Genomic DNA, 19,410 nt, shown 5'->3' on the forward strand with positions numbered 1-19,410 from the left:
CAATTATATCGTTGTTATTAGAGAGAGAAAAAGGAAGAGTGGACTTTAAAACACAACTTAATTTTTAAACCTTAATATTATCTTAAGCTAATGTTAATTTACTATCAATGTTTAAAATGGTAAAATTAATAGTACTAAAGTATTTAGAGAGATGGTGAGATAATTTTGAAGAAATTTTTTAGAAATATTATTATGGCATTTTTGGTAATTGGTATATTTTCAGTATTTGAGCCGTCAAAATATTTTAATTTAATTAATAAAAAAGCATACGCAGCTAGTAGGGTGTATTTAGATAATATATATTTAAGTGACAGATGCTCTATTGATTTTTCTAGGAAAAAGTATTCTTATATTTTAGATGTTGATAAATCACTTGAAGAAATAGTAGTTAGAGCTAGACCTGAAGATTATAATGATACAGTTAAAATTAATGGAGAAGTTATAACAAGTGATGATAAATATAGAAAATTAGTACCCTTAGAAATTGGAAAAAATAAAATTGAAATAGAAGTTAAGGATAATAATAGTGCTACAACAGCTACATACACTCTGTATATTTATAGGGGTGGGAATGAATGCAACTATTTATTAGATGATATAAGTATTGATTCAAGTAATATTGGTTTTAAGAAGGACAAGAATTCTTATAATATTGAAGTTGATGATGATACATCTAAAGTTGTTCTTAAAGCTATAACAAAGGATAAAAATTATAAGGTAGTTGTTAATGGGACTGAACTTGATTATCCTAATCTTATTAGAATAAGATTTAGTGGAATTGGGAAATATGAAATTAAAATTAAAGTTACTGATCCTGAAACAAATAGATTTAAGGAATATAATTTAGATATGTATGTAGGTATTCCTATATCTCCTGATGTATCTAATTCTATAAATTCAGTTATAAAACCTAATCAATGGGTAATGGTAAATGGTAGATGGAGATATAATGACTCATTAGGAGAGCCTATAAAAGATAAATGGTTTTTTGATACAAAGTATAATAACTATTTTTACTTTAATAAAAGGGGAAATATGAGGACAGGCTGGCTTTGCGTGGATAATAATTGGTATTATGCAGAGATTAATGGTGAAAGACAAACAGGCTGGCTTTTAGAGGACAATGAGTGGTATTATTTTGATTATGATGGAATAATGAAAACAGGTTGGATACCATATAAAGATAAGTGGTATTTTCTAGATTCAATTGGAGCTATGCAAACAGGTTGGATTTGTGATAAAGGTAATTGGTATGTTTTAAATGCCAATGGTGAAATGATTACTGGTTGGATAACATATAATAAAAATAGATACTTTTTAAAAGATGATGGAAAAATGGCAGTAGGATGGTTTAATAATGAAAATGAATGGTACTATTTTAATGCTAATGGAAGTATGAAAAATGGAGAATGGTTATTTTATAGGAGCAATTGGTATTATATAAATTATATTGGTACCATGAGAACAGGTTGGCTATATAAAGATAATAAGTACTATTATTTTAATGAAGATGGAACAATGAATACAACTACTAAAACTATAGATGGATATACTTATAATTTCAATAAAGATGGTTCAGCAAATTTTAACTGATTTTTTTATTCTTTAGCAATTATAATATATTGAAATCAGTGGATAACTTAAATTATAATTTTGGTTAAAGTTGAAGAAATGTCATCTAAAGAATAAAAAAATAATTTAGTCGCCTGCCAAGTTTTTTCACATACGTTCGAAAAGGCAGATGCGTAAAAAAATCGACAGCTCCATAGTGGCTTTATCGATTTTTTTATTGACTTAATGATTTGACATGGAGGTTAACTGTTTATGAAGTTTCCTGAATTACAAGAACACATTAAGAAGTTTATGAATAATGAAAATTATATGAAATACTTTAGAGCATTTGCAGTTCATAACATTGAATATGATCCGCATTATGTAAAAAGTGTTATGGAGTATCTTTTAGATATTTCAAGAAAGCTTAACTATGAATTAGCAGAGCATTGGTGCTTAATATATATTGGATGGTGTGAACAGCTTGAATGTAATTTTGAAAAGGCAATAAAATTGCATTTAATGTCAAAAGAATATTTTGAAAAAATTAAAGAACTAGAGGGTGTTAGTGTAACATGTAATGCACTACTTGTTGACTATTTAAAAATAGGGCAATTTGATTTAGCTATAATTAATGCATTAAGAGGAGCTGACATTGCAAGAAAGTTAGGAAATAAGAAATTATCTATAGTATTACTACTTAATATATCATATGCATATGTTGACTCGTATAATTATGATGAAGCTATTAACACACTCAAAAAGCTTAAAGCATATAAAAGTGAATTTAATTTTAAACATGAAATATTAATGTGTACGATTTTAGCAGAATGTTCACTGTCTATAAATGACTTAGAAAGAGCATTTAATTATTCGACATTTGCATTAAAAATTATAGAAAAGAATAAGACTAAAATGTATAAGGTAGAATTATTATCTATAATTGCAGATATTTTATATAGAAAGAATGAAGAATGTGAAGCAATAAAATTATTTGAAGAATCATTAGAAATTCTTAAACAAGATGATAATTATTTAAGAGCAAAAATATTAATAAGATGGGGACAGTGCAATTTATATAATGAAAATTATATTTTAGCAGAAAAAAAATTTTTAGAATGTCTTAATTTATTAGAAGAAACAAATTTTATTACTTTAAAATCACAGGTTTATAAAGAATTAAGTAGTATCTATGAAAAGTTAGGAAAATATAAAGAAGCATTTGAAGCAATGAAAGAGTATGATAAGTATGAAAAAAGGGTATATGATTTACACAGCAGTAGCTGGTTTAGCATTTTTAAATATAGGAATTTAGAAGAGAAAGCAAATGTATATAGAGAATTATATAATAAGATAGAGCGTATTTCAGAATTAGGAAAAGAAATAATTTCCATATTAGATATAGATAAATTACTATATACTATTTATATTGAGGTTAAAAAGCTAATTGATACTGATATATTTGGAATTGCTTTATTTGATGAAGAAAAAAGTATATTAGAATATAAATTGTTTATAGAAAATGGTGACGTTAAAAATTTATGTTCTATTTCTCTTGACGATAAAAATAGTTTTGGCGTGTACTGTTTTAAAAGTAAAAAAGAAATTTTAATTAACAATATTGAAAATGAACATATTAAGTATGTAAGAAAATTTAATGTTAATAAATACAAGAAAGTTCCTTACTCAATACTATATATTCCTATAATTATTAAAAATAAATCCATAGGTGTTATAAGTGTTCAAAGTTATAGAAAAAATGCGTATACAAGAAATGAGTTAAATGAACTAAAAATCTTGTCATCTTATATAGCCATTGCACTTCAAAATGGTAAAATATTTAATGCAGTTGAGCATTTTGCAAAGTATGATTCATTAACAGGAATGCTTAATAGAAATGTTATATTAACTCAAGGAGAGGACATTTTAAATAATAGACTGGAAACAAAAGATAAGTTTTCTATAATAATGATTGATGTTGATTATTTCAAAAAAATCAATGATAACTATGGTCATGATATAGGTGATATTGTTTTAAGAGATGTTAGTGCAATAATAAAAAGTGAAATTAGAAATACGGACTCTTTAGGAAGATATGGTGGAGAAGAATTTTTGGTATTATTACCAAATATAAATTTAGAAGAAGCTAAAAAAATTGCGGATAGAATTAGGAAGAGTGTAGAAAATTATAAATATTATTATTTAACTAGTAAAAAACATAATCGTGTTACATTAAGTCTTGGTGTTTATGAATTCAATAAAGATGAATTTGATTTTTTTGAAGGTGTAAAAAAGGCAGATAAAGCACTATATATGGCAAAATCTTTAGGCAGAAATATGGCAATTGAATATTCAGGATAAATTAAAAAATTATTTTTTTATGAGCTGTTATACTTAATTTTCTTATTAAAGATTAAGTATAACAGCTCATAAATTTTTGCTTTGAAATTATGTTATGTTTTAGTATAGTGTTGAGTTAATAATATTGGCAATAAGTAAGATAGTTATATCATTTGTGATTTTTTTTTCATAATATAAAATTAAAAAGTAGTTCTTTTTAATTGAGGTGCTTAATTTTGAAAGAGAGATTTTCATATTTAAAGAAAATATTAAGTAAAATATGTTTAGGAGATAAATGTTTAATTATATTTATGATAATTATATTTATTCATGTAACATTTGATCTATTTATAGGTGGTAATGGAATAAATTCTGAAGAGACAGTAAATGCAATAGATATAATAGTAAGGACTACTATTGCATCTATATTCGGATATTTTATAAGTTCAAATTTTGTGAAAAATAAAAAAGAAATTTTAGATGAAAAAGAAAGTAATAAATGCTATTTAGAGAATAAAAACAGTAATAAAGCTTATTTGAATGATAATAAGAAGTTAATTATAAATAATAATAATGAACATTTAGATGGTGAAAATAAGCAGAACCGTGCAAGTGAAGAACAAATTATTATTGTTTTCATAATTGGATTAGCTTCTATGATACTATTACTTTTAGTAAGAGATTTCATACAAGTTTCTAATCCGGATATTCCCATAATATCTCAATTAAGAGATATTGTTTGTGGCTGTGTGGGATTTTTGTTAGGATGTCCTTCAAATCACAAGTAAAGTTTGTTATGATTATATTATAAAATATTACTATTTAGTAATTTAAATATTAAATAGTAATATTTTAGAAAGAAAGTTTACAAGATGGAGGATAATAATGAAAAATGTGCTTTTGAGAAAGGTATTGGCATCAGTATTGACAGCAACTACTATAATAACATTTATACCTATTAAGGCATCGGCAACGTGGACAAAAGATTATTTAGGAAATTGGAATTGGATGGAAAATGGACATAATGCAATTGGCTGGAAAAATATAAATGGAAATTGGTATTATTTTGATTATAGCGGAGTAATGAGGACTGGTTGGATAAATGATTGGGGCTATTGGTATTATGCTGATTCTAACGGTGTAATGCAAAATGGAATAGTTGAAATAGATGGCAAAATTTATGCATTTGATGATAGAGGTATTATGCAAAAAGGAAATGTATCTATAAATGGTCAAAGTTATAAGTTCAATAATCAAGGTTATGCAATAGGAGATAAAATTCCAGTGCCTATTAAGACTTTTGATAATGGAAATAATTTATTACCATATGGATCTAAGCCAGCATATTCTAATTCAGAAAATTCATCAAGTGATTCTGATTCAGAAGATGAAATTTTTAAGGATGTTGAAACAATAAAAGTTAGATATAAAGTTACTTTTAATACTGATGGTGGAAGTAGCGTTTCTGCTATAACTAATATAAAATCAGGAAAAACTATAGACTTACCAAAGGAACCTACAAAGGATGGTTATAAATTTGATGGTTGGTATAAAGATGATGACTTTGATAAGGAGTTTACAGAAGATACTAAAATAAGATCTAATATGAAAGTATATGCAAAATGGATTAAAGAAGGCTCATCTGATAATTCTAGTTCAGGAGATTCATCTTCTTCAAATAGTAATTCTGTAATTGTAAATAATGTACAAGTAACTGTAGGTGAGAATGAATCGGATATTGGTAATGTTAAAGTAAGTGCAAAGGCAACTAATTATGCTGGATTAACTGAGGCAACCATTGATTTAATAGACAAAAAGACTGATGAGGTTAAGAAAACTCAAAATCTTAACATAGGTGGAAGTGGTTATATAAAATTCACATTCACAGGCATTGAAAAAGGAACATATTATGCAAAGGTAACAGTTGGAAAAGTAAATTCTAATTCATCTGAGTTTATTATATTATCAAAGGACGAAGTAGCGAGTAGTGATGTTATAAAAGATATGAATGAACTTAGATTACAAGATATAAGTTTAGTAACAGATGATTTAAGTTTACCTACAAAGGGATCACACGGTAGCGTTATTACTTGGAAGTCATCAGATTCAAATATAATAGATGCTACTACAGGTAAAGTAAATAGAATAAACGGTGCTGGAACAGAAGTAGTTAAATTAACAGCGACTATATCTAAAGGGAATTCTACTCCAGTAACCAAGGATTTTAATGCTTATGTAAAGAAATTTGATATGAAGTTAGGTGAGGCAGTTGAAAAAATAAATAGTGCCTCAAAAGCTGGAACTAATGAAGAGGAAAAGATATTATCTATTAAAAATCAATTAACTACAAGTTGTATGGTATCAATTGGTGTAAATGAATCTCAATACAATAAGTATAATGAGCTAAATTTGTCATCTAAGCCTGATAAAGAGCAAACTTATCAATTAGAAGTTGCAAAATCAATTTATGATGATTTAAATTCTAATAATTATATATCAGGAAATATTGATATTAATAACCTTACTAATGTGAATAAAAAAGAACTTGAGAATGAAGCAATGGGTATTGCTAGAATGTTTGATAGAGCTGTCACTGAACAAGCTAGATTGAAGAAAGAAAAAGAAGATTCGGAAATACAAAAAGAAGCGTTAGAAGTTAAGCAAAAGGAATTAAAAGAATTAATAGCTAAATATCAAGATGAAGAAGACAGTGGTAAATTAAATTCAGATAAATTTACATCATTAAGTTGGACAAATTATAAATCTGCTATGGAACAAGCTAAAAATTCTCTTACAAGTGGATACATTGCTAGTATAGAAAATGCAATAAAGACATTAAGTAGGTCACATGAAAATTTAGTAGGTGCGTACTTAGTAACAATAACTCTTTATAGAGATGGAAAAGCAGAAGAAAATATTTGGAGTGAATTTGAAGGTGATGTAAGTTTACAAAAGGGAAGTTCAACTCCTATAAAAACAGATTTTGCAAAAAATGGTGCAAGAAAAGTAGCTGTAACTAGCGGTGAGTATAAAGTTTTAGTTGATGGCAGAGATACAGGGAAAATAGTAAGTGTAACTGATAAACCAGAGGATGATGTTAAATTGTATTATTATACTGTAAGTTATTCTATAGTAGGATCAGATTCTATTAGTGGTGAAGTTATCAGTGCTAAATATGATGGACAAGATATTAAATCAGGAGATATATTACTTGGTGGAAAAGAATTGGTCATAAGAGTTAAGGGTATTAGTGATGTTACAAATAGCTTTAAGTATTTATGGAAAGATGCAGCAAGTAATGAAGTATCTAAAATTTCAACTTATGGAGAAGACAAGCTTGAAAACAAAATTAATGTTAAGTGTGAAATTACTCCTAGTGATATACTTATAGATAATTTAATTGCAATTCCTGATGATTCAGGAAATATATCATTTAAATCAAGAATTATCAATAGTGAAAGCAATAAAGCCACTATAGAATTGTTAGAATTAATTAATCTTAATGAGAGTGTTAAGAAAACTATTAATGATGTAGAGTTAGGCAGTGGATATGCAGAAGGCAAATTTACTGATGTAAGTACAGGAATCTATAAAGTAAAAGTTACTGTTAATGGAATATCTAAAACTTCTGATAGAATATATATTAAAAATATAGATCCAAAATTAAAGGGAGCAATAGATGCAATTAATTTAGCTAGGCTTAATGATGAATATGATGATACATTTACTAATACAAGAACAGAACTTGAAAATAATAAAGATTATCTTGAATTAAATTTTGATGGATATGGCAATTTAAGTGATGATAAATACAAAATAGAAGTTGCAAAAGCTGTTTATAATGCAGGAAAAATAAGTGCTTTTGCAGTAGATGAAAGTGGAAAAGCCAGAATTAAAAAAGCATTTAATGATGCACTAACTATTCAATTGTCTGTTAAGGAATTTGATGAATTAAAGCAGAAATTAACAGATGCAATAAATAATGAGTATAGTGATGGAAAAGACAGAAAAACATTAAAATTAATAAGTGATAAAGATACTTATGAAAGTATTATTTGGAATAAATATGAAAGCGCTATTAATAATGCAATAAAAGTAGAATCATCATCAATTCCTAATAGCACTAATTCTAATATAAGCACTCTTACAACTAATATAAATAATGAAATTAAAATGTTAGAGGATGTTAAAATTGCTTTAAAATCAGCAGTTTTACAGGAAGCTGAAATAAAAATAAATCTAGATGGAAAGATGAAAGCTGGAATTACAAGTGTTAAATTAGAGGGGCTGGTATCAAAATCAGCAATAGAAACTTCAACTGGATTTAAAGTATCTGTACCAGATGGAACGTATAAAATATTAATAAATGGATCTGATACTGGAGAAACAATAGTAGTAAGTGGATCTAGTAAGACACATACAATAAATTATTATACTGTAAAATTCAATGTTGAGGCTTCACCATCAATAAAGGCTAGTATTTTATCAACTTATGATGGAAAAACAATATCTAATGGAGCATCTGTAATATCTAAAGATGGTAAGGAAATGTTATTTAAAATTACAGCTAGTAGTAGTAACAATGAAGAGATAACTTATTCATGGAAGAATACAAATAATATTTCAGGTACAAGTTTAGGAAATGAATTTAAGTATTCAATTAATAATGTTTCATCACCAATAGATATTACATGTGAAGTTAAGCCATCAGAAAATAGTGTTATTGAAACAATAAAAGGTTATGTTTCAAATAATAAAAAAGATTCATTAACTATTTCAAAATTAGAAGAAGCGGGATTAACTGAATTAGTTGAAACAAATTTATCTTCTTATAAAGAAGCAATAGCAAAATTAACAACTGATAGTATTAATAAAGTTAAATTACAAGAAATAATTAAACAAGTAAACTCAACAAGTTCTGCAACAAAGCCTTAAATAATTAAAAATGAGAAATTTATTAAATTTTTACAATAAAGAATAATACACAAAAAAAGATAGATATTATAAATGATATCTATCTTTTTTGTGTAGAAAATTATAAAAATATTAAATTTGAGAATAGCTTATAGAATACCGTGACTTTTAACTCTAACATCTAAATTTTCAACTAATAAAGCGCAGTGCAGACACTTTATCTTTAAATATTTACAGGGTGTGAAATTTCACAAAAATCATACTAAGTACCTATGTATGTGAAAAGGAACTACATGGTTTGATTCTATTGTAAACGTAATCTTAGGGTGATAATATAAACACAACAAAGCAATACAGCAAAAGAAAAATGATGAGGAGGAAAACGTTATGATGCAGAAAATTCAACGCTTTGGTGGGGCTATGTTTACACCGGTATTATTATTTTCATTTTCAGGAATAATGGTAGCACTATCAATATTATTCAAAAATCCAGATTTAATGGGTTCAATAGCAACACCAGGCAGTATGTGGTACAACATTTGGTACATAATAGAAGAAGGATGCTGGACTGTATTTAGACAATTACCATTATTATTTGTAATCGGACTTCCTATAGGACTAGCAAAGAAAAACAATGCACGTGCTTGTTTAGAATCACTAGTTATATACATAACTTTCAATTATTTTATGGCAGCAATGCTTAAAATATGGGGACCAACATTTGGTGTAGATTATTCACTAGAAGTTGGTGGAATAAGTGGATTGGCAATGATTGCAAACATAAAAACATTAGATTTAGGAATGGTTGGAGCAATACTAATTTCAGCAATTACAGTATTTATTCATGATAAATATTTTGATACAGAATTACCAGAATGGCTAGGTGTATTTAAAGGATCATCATTTGTATGCATAATAGGATTCTTCTTAATGATCCCAGTTGCATTAGCATTATGTTTCATATGGCCAATTATCCAAAGTGGAATTAATTCAATGCAAGGCTTCTTAAAAGTTTCAGGAGTATTTGGAGTTTGGATTTATACATTCTTAGAACGTATATTAATCCCAACTGGATTACATCATTTTATCTATACACCATTTATATTTGGTCCAGCAGTTGTTAATGAAGGAATCGCAGCTTATTGGCCAGCACATATACAAGATTTCTCAACTTTAGCACATACATTAAAAGAAATGTTCCCAGAAGGTGGATTTGCTTTACATGGATTATCAAAAGTTTTTGGTTGCACAGGTATAGCAGCAGCAATGTATTCAACAGCAAAACCAGAAAAGAAAAAGATAGTAGCTGGACTTTTAATACCAGCAACATTAACAGCAATATTTGCAGGAATTACTGAACCGCTTGAATTTACATTCTTATTTGTTGCACCAGTATTATTCTTGGTACATGCAACATTAGCAGCAACATTATCAGCAACATCATTTGCATTTGGAGTAACAGGTAACTTTGGAGGCGGATTAATAGATTGGGTAGTTCAAAACTGGCTTCCATTATTTAAATACCATACAGGAACTTATATAACTCAAATAGTAATAGGATTAATATTTACAGCAATTTACTTCTTTGTGTTTAGATTTTTAATACTTAAGTTTGATTTCAAAACTTTAGGACGTACAGATAGTGAAGATGGAAAAGAAGATAAATTATATAGAAAAGCTGATTATAAAGCTAAAAAGAATCAAGAAAAGGCAAATGAAGGAGAAGATGCTAGAGATGTTAAAGCAAAGGCATTTTTAGAAGCATTAGGTGGAAAAGATAATATTGAAGATGTAACTAATTGTGCAACTAGACTTAGAATTACAGTAAAAGATCCAAGTTTAGTAAAAGATAGTAGCGTGTTTGTAGAAGCTGGAGCACATGGTTTAGTTAACAAAGGAAAAGCAATCCAAGTTATAGTAGGGTTATCAGTACCACAAGTTAGACAAAGATTTGAATCATTACTATAAAATTTAAGACAATATTTTAAGGGTATGTTTTAATATTTACTTAAAACATACCCAAGTTTAAAAAGCTAAATATATGATTAACCTTATAATGGAAATAAATACTAATAAATAAAATTAAATACTAATAAAATCATTAATTTAAAAGATGACAAAATAAATTCAGAAGTATGTAACTAAAATTACAGATACAAACTAATGAATAAAATATAGTAATTTAGGAGGAATGAAAAATGAAAAAATTCTCAGTAGTAATAGCAGGCGGTGGAAGTACATTTACACCAGGGATAGTATTAATGTTACTTGAAAACTTAGAAAAATTCCCAATTAGAAAGATTAAATTTTATGATAATGATGCTGAAAGACAAGATAAAGTTGCTAAGGCATGTGAAATAATATTAAAAGAAAGAGCACCTGAAATAGAATTCATGCAAACAACAGATCCAGAAGAAGCATTTACAGATATTGATTTTGTAATGGCTCATATCAGAGTTGGTAAATATGCAATGAGAGAATTAGATGAAAAAATTCCATTAAAATATAATGTAGTTGGTCAAGAAACTTGTGGACCAGGAGGAATTTCATATGGTATGCGTTCAATTGGAGGAATAATTGAAATCATTGATTACATGGAAAAATATTCTCCAAATGCATGGATGTTAAATTACTCTAATCCAGCAGCAATAGTTGCAGAAGCTACTAGAAAGTTAAGACCTAACTCAAAGATATTAAATATATGTGATATGCCAGTTGGAATTGAAGAACACATGGCTAAAATAGTTGGATTATCTTCAAGAAAAGAAATGGAAATAAGATACTATGGATTAAACCACTTTGGTTGGTGGACAAGTGTTAAAGATAAAGAAGGAAAGGACTTAATGCCAAAGATCAAAGAACATGTTGCTAAATATGGATATAATGTTAATATTGATGAAAATCAACATGATGATCCAAGTTGGAATGATACTTTTGGTAAAGCAAAAGATGTATTTGCAGTAGATCCAAGCACTTTACCAAACACATATTTAAAATACTACTTATTCCAAGACTATGTTGTAGAACATTCTAATAAAGAATATACTAGAGCAAATGAAGTTATGGATGGAAGAGAAAAATTCGTATTTGGCGAATGTGAAAAAGTTGTAAAGACAGGAACAGCCAAAGGATGCGAATTACATGTTGATGAACATGCTTCATATATCGTTGATTTAGCTAGAGCTATTGCATACAACACTAAAGAAAGAATGTTATTAATAGTAGAAAACAATGGAGCTATTGAAAATTTTGATAAAACAGCAATGGTTGAAATTCCATGTATAGTTGGAAGCCAAGGACCAGAACCATTAGTTGTTGGAGCTATTCCACAATTCCAAAAAGGATTAATGGAACAACAAGTTTCAGTAGAAAAATTAACAGTTGAAGCATGGGCAGAAGGTTCATATCAAAAATTATGGCAAGCAATTACATTATCAAAGACAGTTCCAAGTGCAAAAGTTGCAAAGCAAATTCTTGATGATCTAATTGAAGCTAATAAAGAATATTGGCCAGTGCTAAAATAAAATTTTATAATATAATTAAATTTGCTTAAAGTTTTTTACAAAATAATTAAAGTGTAGTGGATTAGAGGTTGCTTATTAAAATAAGCAACCTCTGTTACAATTCAACTATCTCGTTATGTGATTATTTGATATAATGATAATAATTACGGAGGTAGCAGAGATGAAGTTAGAAGAGGCAGTAAATAATAATTATTCAAAGCTTAATGAAAATGATCTATATATTTTAAAATTTATATATAATAACAAGAAAAAATGTCGAAATTTATCTATAAATGACCTTGCTGATAATTGTAATGTATCAAGAACAACAATCTTAAGACTTACTCAGAAATTAGGCTTTAAAGGATATAGCGAATTCAAGGTATTTTTAAGATGGGAAGAACAAGAAGATGAAAAAACAGATGAGGATTATGTACATAAATTTTATTTAGATTTAGAAGAAAATAGAAAGCATTTAGATAAGAAAAAACTTCCTAAAATATGTGAATTAATATATAAAGCTGAAAGAGTTTTTGTTTATGGAACTGGAATGACCCAAACAGCAGTAGCAAAAGAGATGCAAAGAACATTTTTGATAGTGAGTAAATATTTATATGTAATTGAGGGAGAAACAGAACTAAAAACTGTAGCTTCGGATATAACTGAAAAGGATATATTTATAGTAATATCATTATCTGGAAATAGCGAAGTTTTAAAGGTAATAACAAATGGGTTTAAGATTAATGGTATCAATTGTATATCTATGACTAAATTTAGTGATAATTTATTGGCAAGGAATTGTGAATATAATTTGTATATATCAACGGGAAAAATTAATCTTGACAATGGGAGAGTACATGAAACAACAGCCTTCTTTTTTTTATTAGTTGATGTGCTTTTTAGACAATATTTAAGTTATATAAGAACTTAATCTATGATTTAATGAGGCTATTGCAAAATACAATAGCCTTATTTTTATTCTGTAGGAAATTATATCGCCTGAAAATCTGTGGATAACTTATAAAATACTGTATTTTAGAGGCATGATGAGTACATCTAAAGAATAAAAAATAATCATATGCCGCACCATTATTCCTGTATTGCATTTGGAAAGGGTGCATGGCTAAAAAAATCAACGGCTCTAAAGTCGCCTTAGCGATTTTGTTCTATTCATTGTTAATTATAAAGAAGAGAATATGTATTTAAAAGCATAGATGTGATATAATACTTTAGTCAATATATTGAATGTATTTAGTGTATTTGGACATATTTTAATATAGATAATATTATTAAGAAACAATAAATTTTAAGAATGTTTATAATATAATTAATGAAATTTTAAATTAGGGAGGATTTACTTTTGGCTGATTATATAAAAGAAATTGAAAAGAGAAGAACCTTTGCGATTATTTCCCATCCCGATGCGGGAAAAACTACATTAACAGAAAAGTTCTTATTATACGGAGGAGCTATTAGACTTGCAGGTTCTGTTAAAGCAAGAAAGGCATCTAAACATGCAGTTTCTGACTGGATGGAAATTGAAAAACAAAGAGGTATCTCAGTTACTTCATCTGTTATGCAATTTAACTATGATGATCACTGTATCAACATATTAGATACTCCAGGTCACCAAGACTTCTCAGAAGATACATATAGAACACTTATGGCAGCAGATAGCGCAGTAATGGTTGTAGATGCTGCAAAGGGTATAGAAGATCAAACAAGAAAGTTATTCCATGTTGCTTCTTTAAGAGAAATGCCTATATTTACTTTTGTAAATAAAATGGATAGAGAAGCTAGAGATCCATTTAGTTTACTTGATGATATCGAAAATGAATTAGGAATTAAAACTTATCCAATGAACTGGCCAATTGGTTCTGGTAAGGACTTTAAGGGTGTATATGAAAGAGATAATAATAGAATCATAGCCTTTAATGGAGGAAACCATGGTCAAAATGAAGTTGAAGCTATAGAGGGTTCAGCAGATGATCCTAAGTTTAGAGAAATTTTAGGAGAAGCACTTCATGATAAGTTAATGGAAGATATTGAACTATTAGATATTGCTGGAGATGATTTAGATTTAGAAGCTGTAAGAAGTGGAGAATTAACTCCTGTATTCTTTGGTTCAGCATTAACAAACTTTGGTGTAGAACCATTTTTAGAACATTTCTTAAAAATGACTACATCACCACTTGCAAGAAACTCATCAGAAGGGGTTATTGACCCATTTGAAGATAAATTCTCAGCTTTTGTATTTAAGATTCAAGCTAACATGAATAAAGCTCATAGGGATAGAATTGCATTTATGAGAATTTGTTCAGGTAAGTTTAACAAAGGTGAAGATGTATACCACATGCAAGGCGGAAAGAAGATTAAACTTGCTCAACCTCAACAATTTATGGCTCAAGATAGAGAAATTGTTGAAGAAGCTTATGCAGGAGATATAATTGGGGTATTTGATCCAGGTATATTTTCAATAGGGGATACATTATGTGCTCCATCAAAGAAATTTAAGTTTGAAGGAATCCCAATATTCGCACCAGAACATTTTGCAAGAGTGAGACCAGTTGATACTATGAAGAGAAAACAATTTATAAAGGGTGTAACTCAGATTGCTCAAGAAGGCGCAATACAAGTATTTAAAGAAATTCATATAGGTATGGAAGAAATTATAGTTGGAGTTGTTGGTGTGCTTCAATTTGAAGTTCTAGAATACAGATTAAAGAATGAATATAATGTAGATATTAAAATGGATAGATTAGCTTATAGATATGTAAGATGGATAGAAAATAAAAATATTGATATGGATAAGCTAAACTTAACTTCAGATACTAAGAAGGTTAAGGATTTAAGAGATAGAAACTTACTTATATTCCAAAATGATTGGGGCATAAGCTGGGCTTTAGATCATAATAAAGATGTAATTTTATCTGATGTAGGTAAGAGTGAAGATTAATTAAAATATAATTGTGTTTATATATGCATAAGTAAATTGGACTGAGTAAAATGCTAATTTATTTAAAGCATATATAAACAAATATTAAAAATATAGATAATAATGAAGAATAGTAGCTGACTTAAATGATTTTAGCTACTATTTTTTTATGTACAGGAAATTGTAGGGCTTTTAAAGCTTCATAAGCAGATAAAATATAGTTTTAGAGATGTTTTTAATTGAGAATGACGGTTAAAATTTTATAAATTGATAAAAATATTTATGCATAATTTGATTAAAATGTAAACATATACTATAATATAACAATAAGGTGATAATAAATATTATTTAATAGAGTTTATTATAAAATGTATTTAAAATTAGATTATGTTTTATATTAAGTTGATATTGTAGTCTGGATTTTAAAATAGAGAAATTTATTTTATATTTATAAAAAAGTAAATTTAAATGTTAGAATGTAATTATATTAAAACATAAATATTAGTTTGAAAAGATACATTAAAAATGGAGGGAAATATAATGGGTGTTGCTTTTAAAGATATTAATTTTAATGAATTAGTTAATAAATTAGCTCCTTGCTGTTTGTCAGAAGATGTATGTAGTACATGCACTAAAGAAAAGTGTTTAATCGGATATGGTAAGGAATGTATAAAAGGATGTTTGAAAAATAGAGTCACGTATGTTGAAAATGGATATGGAAATATTCCTGTAATGGATACAAAATTATATGATAAAGATGATGTTATTATTGCTATAGCAGATATACTTAAGAGATGTAAGAGTTGTCAGGAAAATCATTACGATAACTGTATAATTAATGTTTTAAGAAATTGTTATGAGATAAGTTTATTTGGAGAAGGACAAGAATATCAAGGAAGTGCATTTATGTATTTAAATAACTTAAAAAACGTAAATGAAGAAATTGCAGAAAAAATGTTTGCTAAATATAGTGAAAAATAATAAACAGAGAGCTTTTAAAGATGATGTTTTGATTTGGAAACATCATCTTTTTTATTGTAAAAGAAAGTATAGAATTTTTGAAGCTTTAAAGTCTGATAAAATTTAGGTTTAAGCAAATATTAGTTGAGAATCTACTTTATCATATGTATATGTTTACATTGAGAGGTTACATAAATATATGATATAATGGAAAATGTAATATAAAAATACAAAAGGAGAGATGGGATGTTAAAGAAGTATAAAGATACAATATTTCTTAAAAATCTTAAAAAGAAAGTTACTGTATTTACAATAGCAATGATGAGCATTTGCGCACTTACAATAACTTTTTCTAATCATGAAGCACAAGCATATATTTCTAATGGAACAGATCATAATATTGAAATGATATGTCCTTCTACAGCATATTCTTCAGGTAATATGACAGCTAGCGGAATTCCATGTGTAAGAAATCCTCTAGGAATTAGCACAATTTCAGTTGATCCAAGTGTATTTCCTTATGGTTCGATTTTGTATATAGAGGGATATGGTTATGCTGTTGCAGCTGACAGTGGAGCAGCTATAAAAGGAAATAAGATTGATGTATATTTTAACAGTGATGAAGAATGTTGTGAGTGGGGCGTAAGAAATGTAAAAGTTACATGCCTTGGAGATTCTTCAAGAAAATAAAAAATTATAAACATAAAAATGACTGAGAAAATTTTGATTTTTCTTGGTCATTTTATTATATAAAGAGATTACAAACCTTTAAACATTGCCTAATTAAAAGAAAAAATAAAAAAGTTGGGTTATAATAATTTATATATGATTTTATATTAGTATAATTTAAAATATAGAATTAAAAAGAGTGTGTGCATAAAAATATAATTTATTATAGAGTGGTTTAACTTAAAAGTGAACAGGAGATTTTTAATGAAGAGCAGAAAGACAATGGTTGAAGATTCTCACAAAAGAAGTGAGAATTATGGAGTTGAAAAGAAATCGAGTTATTCAAAAAAAATTCTTTCAGGGATAGAATTAGAAAAAATACTAGCTGATAATAAAGAATTAATAGAAATATCAAAGCTATACATTGATATGGTTTTTTCAGCAGTTATGGATAATGAATTTATTATTGTTTTGACTGATAAAAATGGATGCATTTTATATATAAAAGGAGCAGAAGAAAATGCTAGCAAATTAGATTGCATTAATCTTAAAGTCGGTGCATATATGGATGAACAAAATATAGGTACAAATGCAATGGGAACTGCTATTAAAGAAGATGATTGTGTTCAAATAACAGCTAATGAGCACTATATAGAGGGATTACAAAGTTTAACTTGTTCAGCAGCACCAATTCATGATACTGACGGGAAAATAATAGGAACTTTAAATTTAAGTGGAAGAAGTAATATGAAACATCCTCATACTTTAGGATTAGTTGTTTTTGGTGTAAAGGCAATTGAAAATGAATTTGATAATAAGAAAATAAATAATATATTAACTCAAACTTATAATTATATGGAAAGTATTATAGATAACCTAGATAAAGGAATTATGATTGTTGATAAAGATGAGAAGATCGTAAATATTAATAGTTTTGGTGTAGAAATGTTTAATAAGCCTAAGGAATCACTATTACACGAAAAATTACATTATATTTTACCTAATATGGGCAATATACTTGAAGAATTAGACATAAATAAAAATAATGTGATTAAAGACTTTAAGTTTAAGCATACAAGTAAATATAAGACTAGACTAGAATTTAAAGGAATTAGACATAAGGAAAAAATAATCGGAATGGTTGTGACAATGATAAATGAAAAGGAAGATAGAGATTTAAAGAATCCAACAGGAGCTTTTTGGACTTTTAATGATATCATAGGAGAAAGCGCTGCCATTGCTAATGTAGTAATTAACAGCAAAATTATTTCGAATAGTCCTTCAACTGTTTTAATTCAGGGAGAAAGCGGAACTGGAAAAGAAGTTTTAGCTCAAGCAATGCATAATTATAGTTTAAGAAGAACTAATAAATTTGTAGCTATAAATTGCGGAGCTATACCTATGAATATAATAGAAAGTGAACTTTTTGGTTATGAAGATGGTACATTTACTGGTGGTAAAAAAGGGGGGAAACCAGGAAAATTTGAAGTGGCTAATGGTGGAACTTTATTTTTAGATGAAATAGGTGAAATGCCACTTGATATGCAAGTTAGGCTTTTAAGAGTATTGCAAGAAGGCAGGGTAACTAGGCTTGGTGGAAATAAAGAAATTTCTGTTGATGTTAGAGTAATTGCTGCTACAAATAAAAAGCTAAAAAAAGAAGTTGAAAAAGGTACATTTAGAGAAGATCTTTATTATAGATTATGCGTTATTCCAATAACATTACCTCCATTACGTGAGAGAAAAGGGGATGTTGAAAAGCTTATAGAATATTTTTTAAGAATAAAATCTTTTAAGCTAAATAAAAGAATTCCTGAAATTAATAAAGAATTATATAAGAATTTATTATCATATAATTGGCCAGGAAATATAAGGCAATTAGAAAATTATATTGAAAATATAGTTAATTTAGATGGGATTTTATCATTTGATTTACTAGAAGATAGTGATGATGAAAGAAAAGATATGATTTCTGAAAAAGTTATTGATGAGTGTTGTTATTCAACTTGTGAAACTCTTGAAATCAAAGGAGAAAATTTTAATTTAGAGAAATTAGAAAAGAAAACTATTAAGGAAGCTATAAAATCTTATAATCATAATATGACTAAAGTAGCACAAGCATTGGGAATAAGTAGAAATACATTATACTTAAAAATAAAAAAGTATAATGTGGAATAAACATGTTTGAATAGTGTTGATATATGCATGAGTAAGTGGACTGAGTAATTACACTTAGGAATGCTAAAATGAGTATAGTCCCATTTTAGCTTGTTCCCAATATAAAATTGAGACAAGCAGTAAATATGACAATACTCATTAAGAATTCTCAAAGTCCAATTACAATGCCACTGACTCATTGCATATATCAACATTTATTTAAAGTATGTTTATTTTAGTATTATAAGTTGAAAATAAACTAATTTTTAACAGAGTTTTTATAAAATAAAATATTATTTTATTGCAAAAGTGTAATATAAACGGACAGTGTCCTAAAACAATACGTTTTATTTATGAATAAGTGTATTGTTTTAGGACATT

Annotated in this window: 11 protein-coding genes; all 11 read left to right on the forward strand. The window is 27.5% G+C overall.

Annotation, left to right across the window (positions count from 1 at the left end):
* Window positions 1-165 precede the first annotated feature (165 nt).
* The 11 genes from NG901_RS00875 to NG901_RS00925 all read left to right on the forward strand — a co-directional run bounded on the left by NG901_RS00875 (window position 166) and on the right by NG901_RS00925 (window position 19,050).
* Complete coding sequence (locus tag NG901_RS00875) at window positions 166-1,593, forward strand: cadherin-like beta sandwich domain-containing protein (RefSeq protein ID WP_252211763.1); 1,428 nt, start codon at window positions 166-168, stop codon at window positions 1,591-1,593.
* Window positions 1,594-1,824: 231 nt separating this feature from the next.
* On the forward strand, window positions 1,825-3,912 hold the full coding sequence (locus NG901_RS00880; protein ID WP_252211764.1) for a GGDEF domain-containing protein: 2,088 nt from the start codon (window positions 1,825-1,827) through the stop codon (window positions 3,910-3,912).
* A 215-nt stretch (window positions 3,913-4,127) separates the two neighbouring features.
* Window positions 4,128-4,679 (forward strand): hypothetical protein, encoded by a 552-nt coding sequence (locus NG901_RS00885; protein ID WP_252211765.1) that lies wholly within the window; start codon window positions 4,128-4,130, stop codon window positions 4,677-4,679.
* 97 nt (window positions 4,680-4,776) lie between these two features.
* Window positions 4,777-8,826 (forward strand): InlB B-repeat-containing protein, encoded by a 4,050-nt coding sequence (locus NG901_RS00890; RefSeq protein WP_252211766.1) that lies wholly within the window; start codon window positions 4,777-4,779, stop codon window positions 8,824-8,826.
* A gap of 366 nt (window positions 8,827-9,192) precedes the next feature.
* Window positions 9,193-10,773: an alpha-glucoside-specific PTS transporter subunit IIBC gene (locus tag NG901_RS00895; protein WP_252211767.1), complete on the forward strand. Its 1,581-nt coding sequence runs from the start codon at window positions 9,193-9,195 to the stop codon at window positions 10,771-10,773.
* A gap of 230 nt (window positions 10,774-11,003) precedes the next feature.
* Window positions 11,004-12,329 carry a 6-phospho-alpha-glucosidase gene (locus NG901_RS00900; RefSeq protein ID WP_252211768.1) on the forward strand — a complete coding sequence of 442 codons (1,326 nt, stop codon included), beginning with the start codon at window positions 11,004-11,006 and terminating at the stop codon, window positions 12,327-12,329.
* 160 nt (window positions 12,330-12,489) lie between these two features.
* Entirely contained in the window at window positions 12,490-13,239 is a 750-nt protein-coding gene (locus tag NG901_RS00905; RefSeq protein ID WP_252211769.1) for a MurR/RpiR family transcriptional regulator, read from the forward strand.
* Window positions 13,240-13,668: 429 nt separating this feature from the next.
* Window positions 13,669-15,264: a peptide chain release factor 3 gene (locus NG901_RS00910; protein ID WP_252211770.1), complete on the forward strand. Its 1,596-nt coding sequence runs from the start codon at window positions 13,669-13,671 to the stop codon at window positions 15,262-15,264.
* 519 nt (window positions 15,265-15,783) lie between these two features.
* The gene (locus tag NG901_RS00915; RefSeq protein ID WP_252211771.1) at window positions 15,784-16,224 is read left to right on the forward strand and encodes a hypothetical protein; all 441 of its coding nucleotides are present in this window, start codon (window positions 15,784-15,786) and stop codon (window positions 16,222-16,224) included.
* A 225-nt stretch (window positions 16,225-16,449) separates the two neighbouring features.
* Window positions 16,450-16,893: a 3D domain-containing protein gene (locus NG901_RS00920; RefSeq protein WP_252211772.1), complete on the forward strand. Its 444-nt coding sequence runs from the start codon at window positions 16,450-16,452 to the stop codon at window positions 16,891-16,893.
* Window positions 16,894-17,136: 243 nt separating this feature from the next.
* Entirely contained in the window at window positions 17,137-19,050 is a 1,914-nt protein-coding gene (locus NG901_RS00925; RefSeq protein ID WP_252211773.1) for a sigma-54-dependent Fis family transcriptional regulator, read from the forward strand.
* Window positions 19,051-19,410: the final 360 nt, after the last annotated feature.

It is taken from the genome of Clostridium sp. CMCC3677 (assembly GCF_023845585.1).
In the GTDB taxonomy this organism is placed as follows: Bacteria; Bacillota; Clostridia; order Clostridiales; family Clostridiaceae; genus Clostridium; species Clostridium aquiflavi.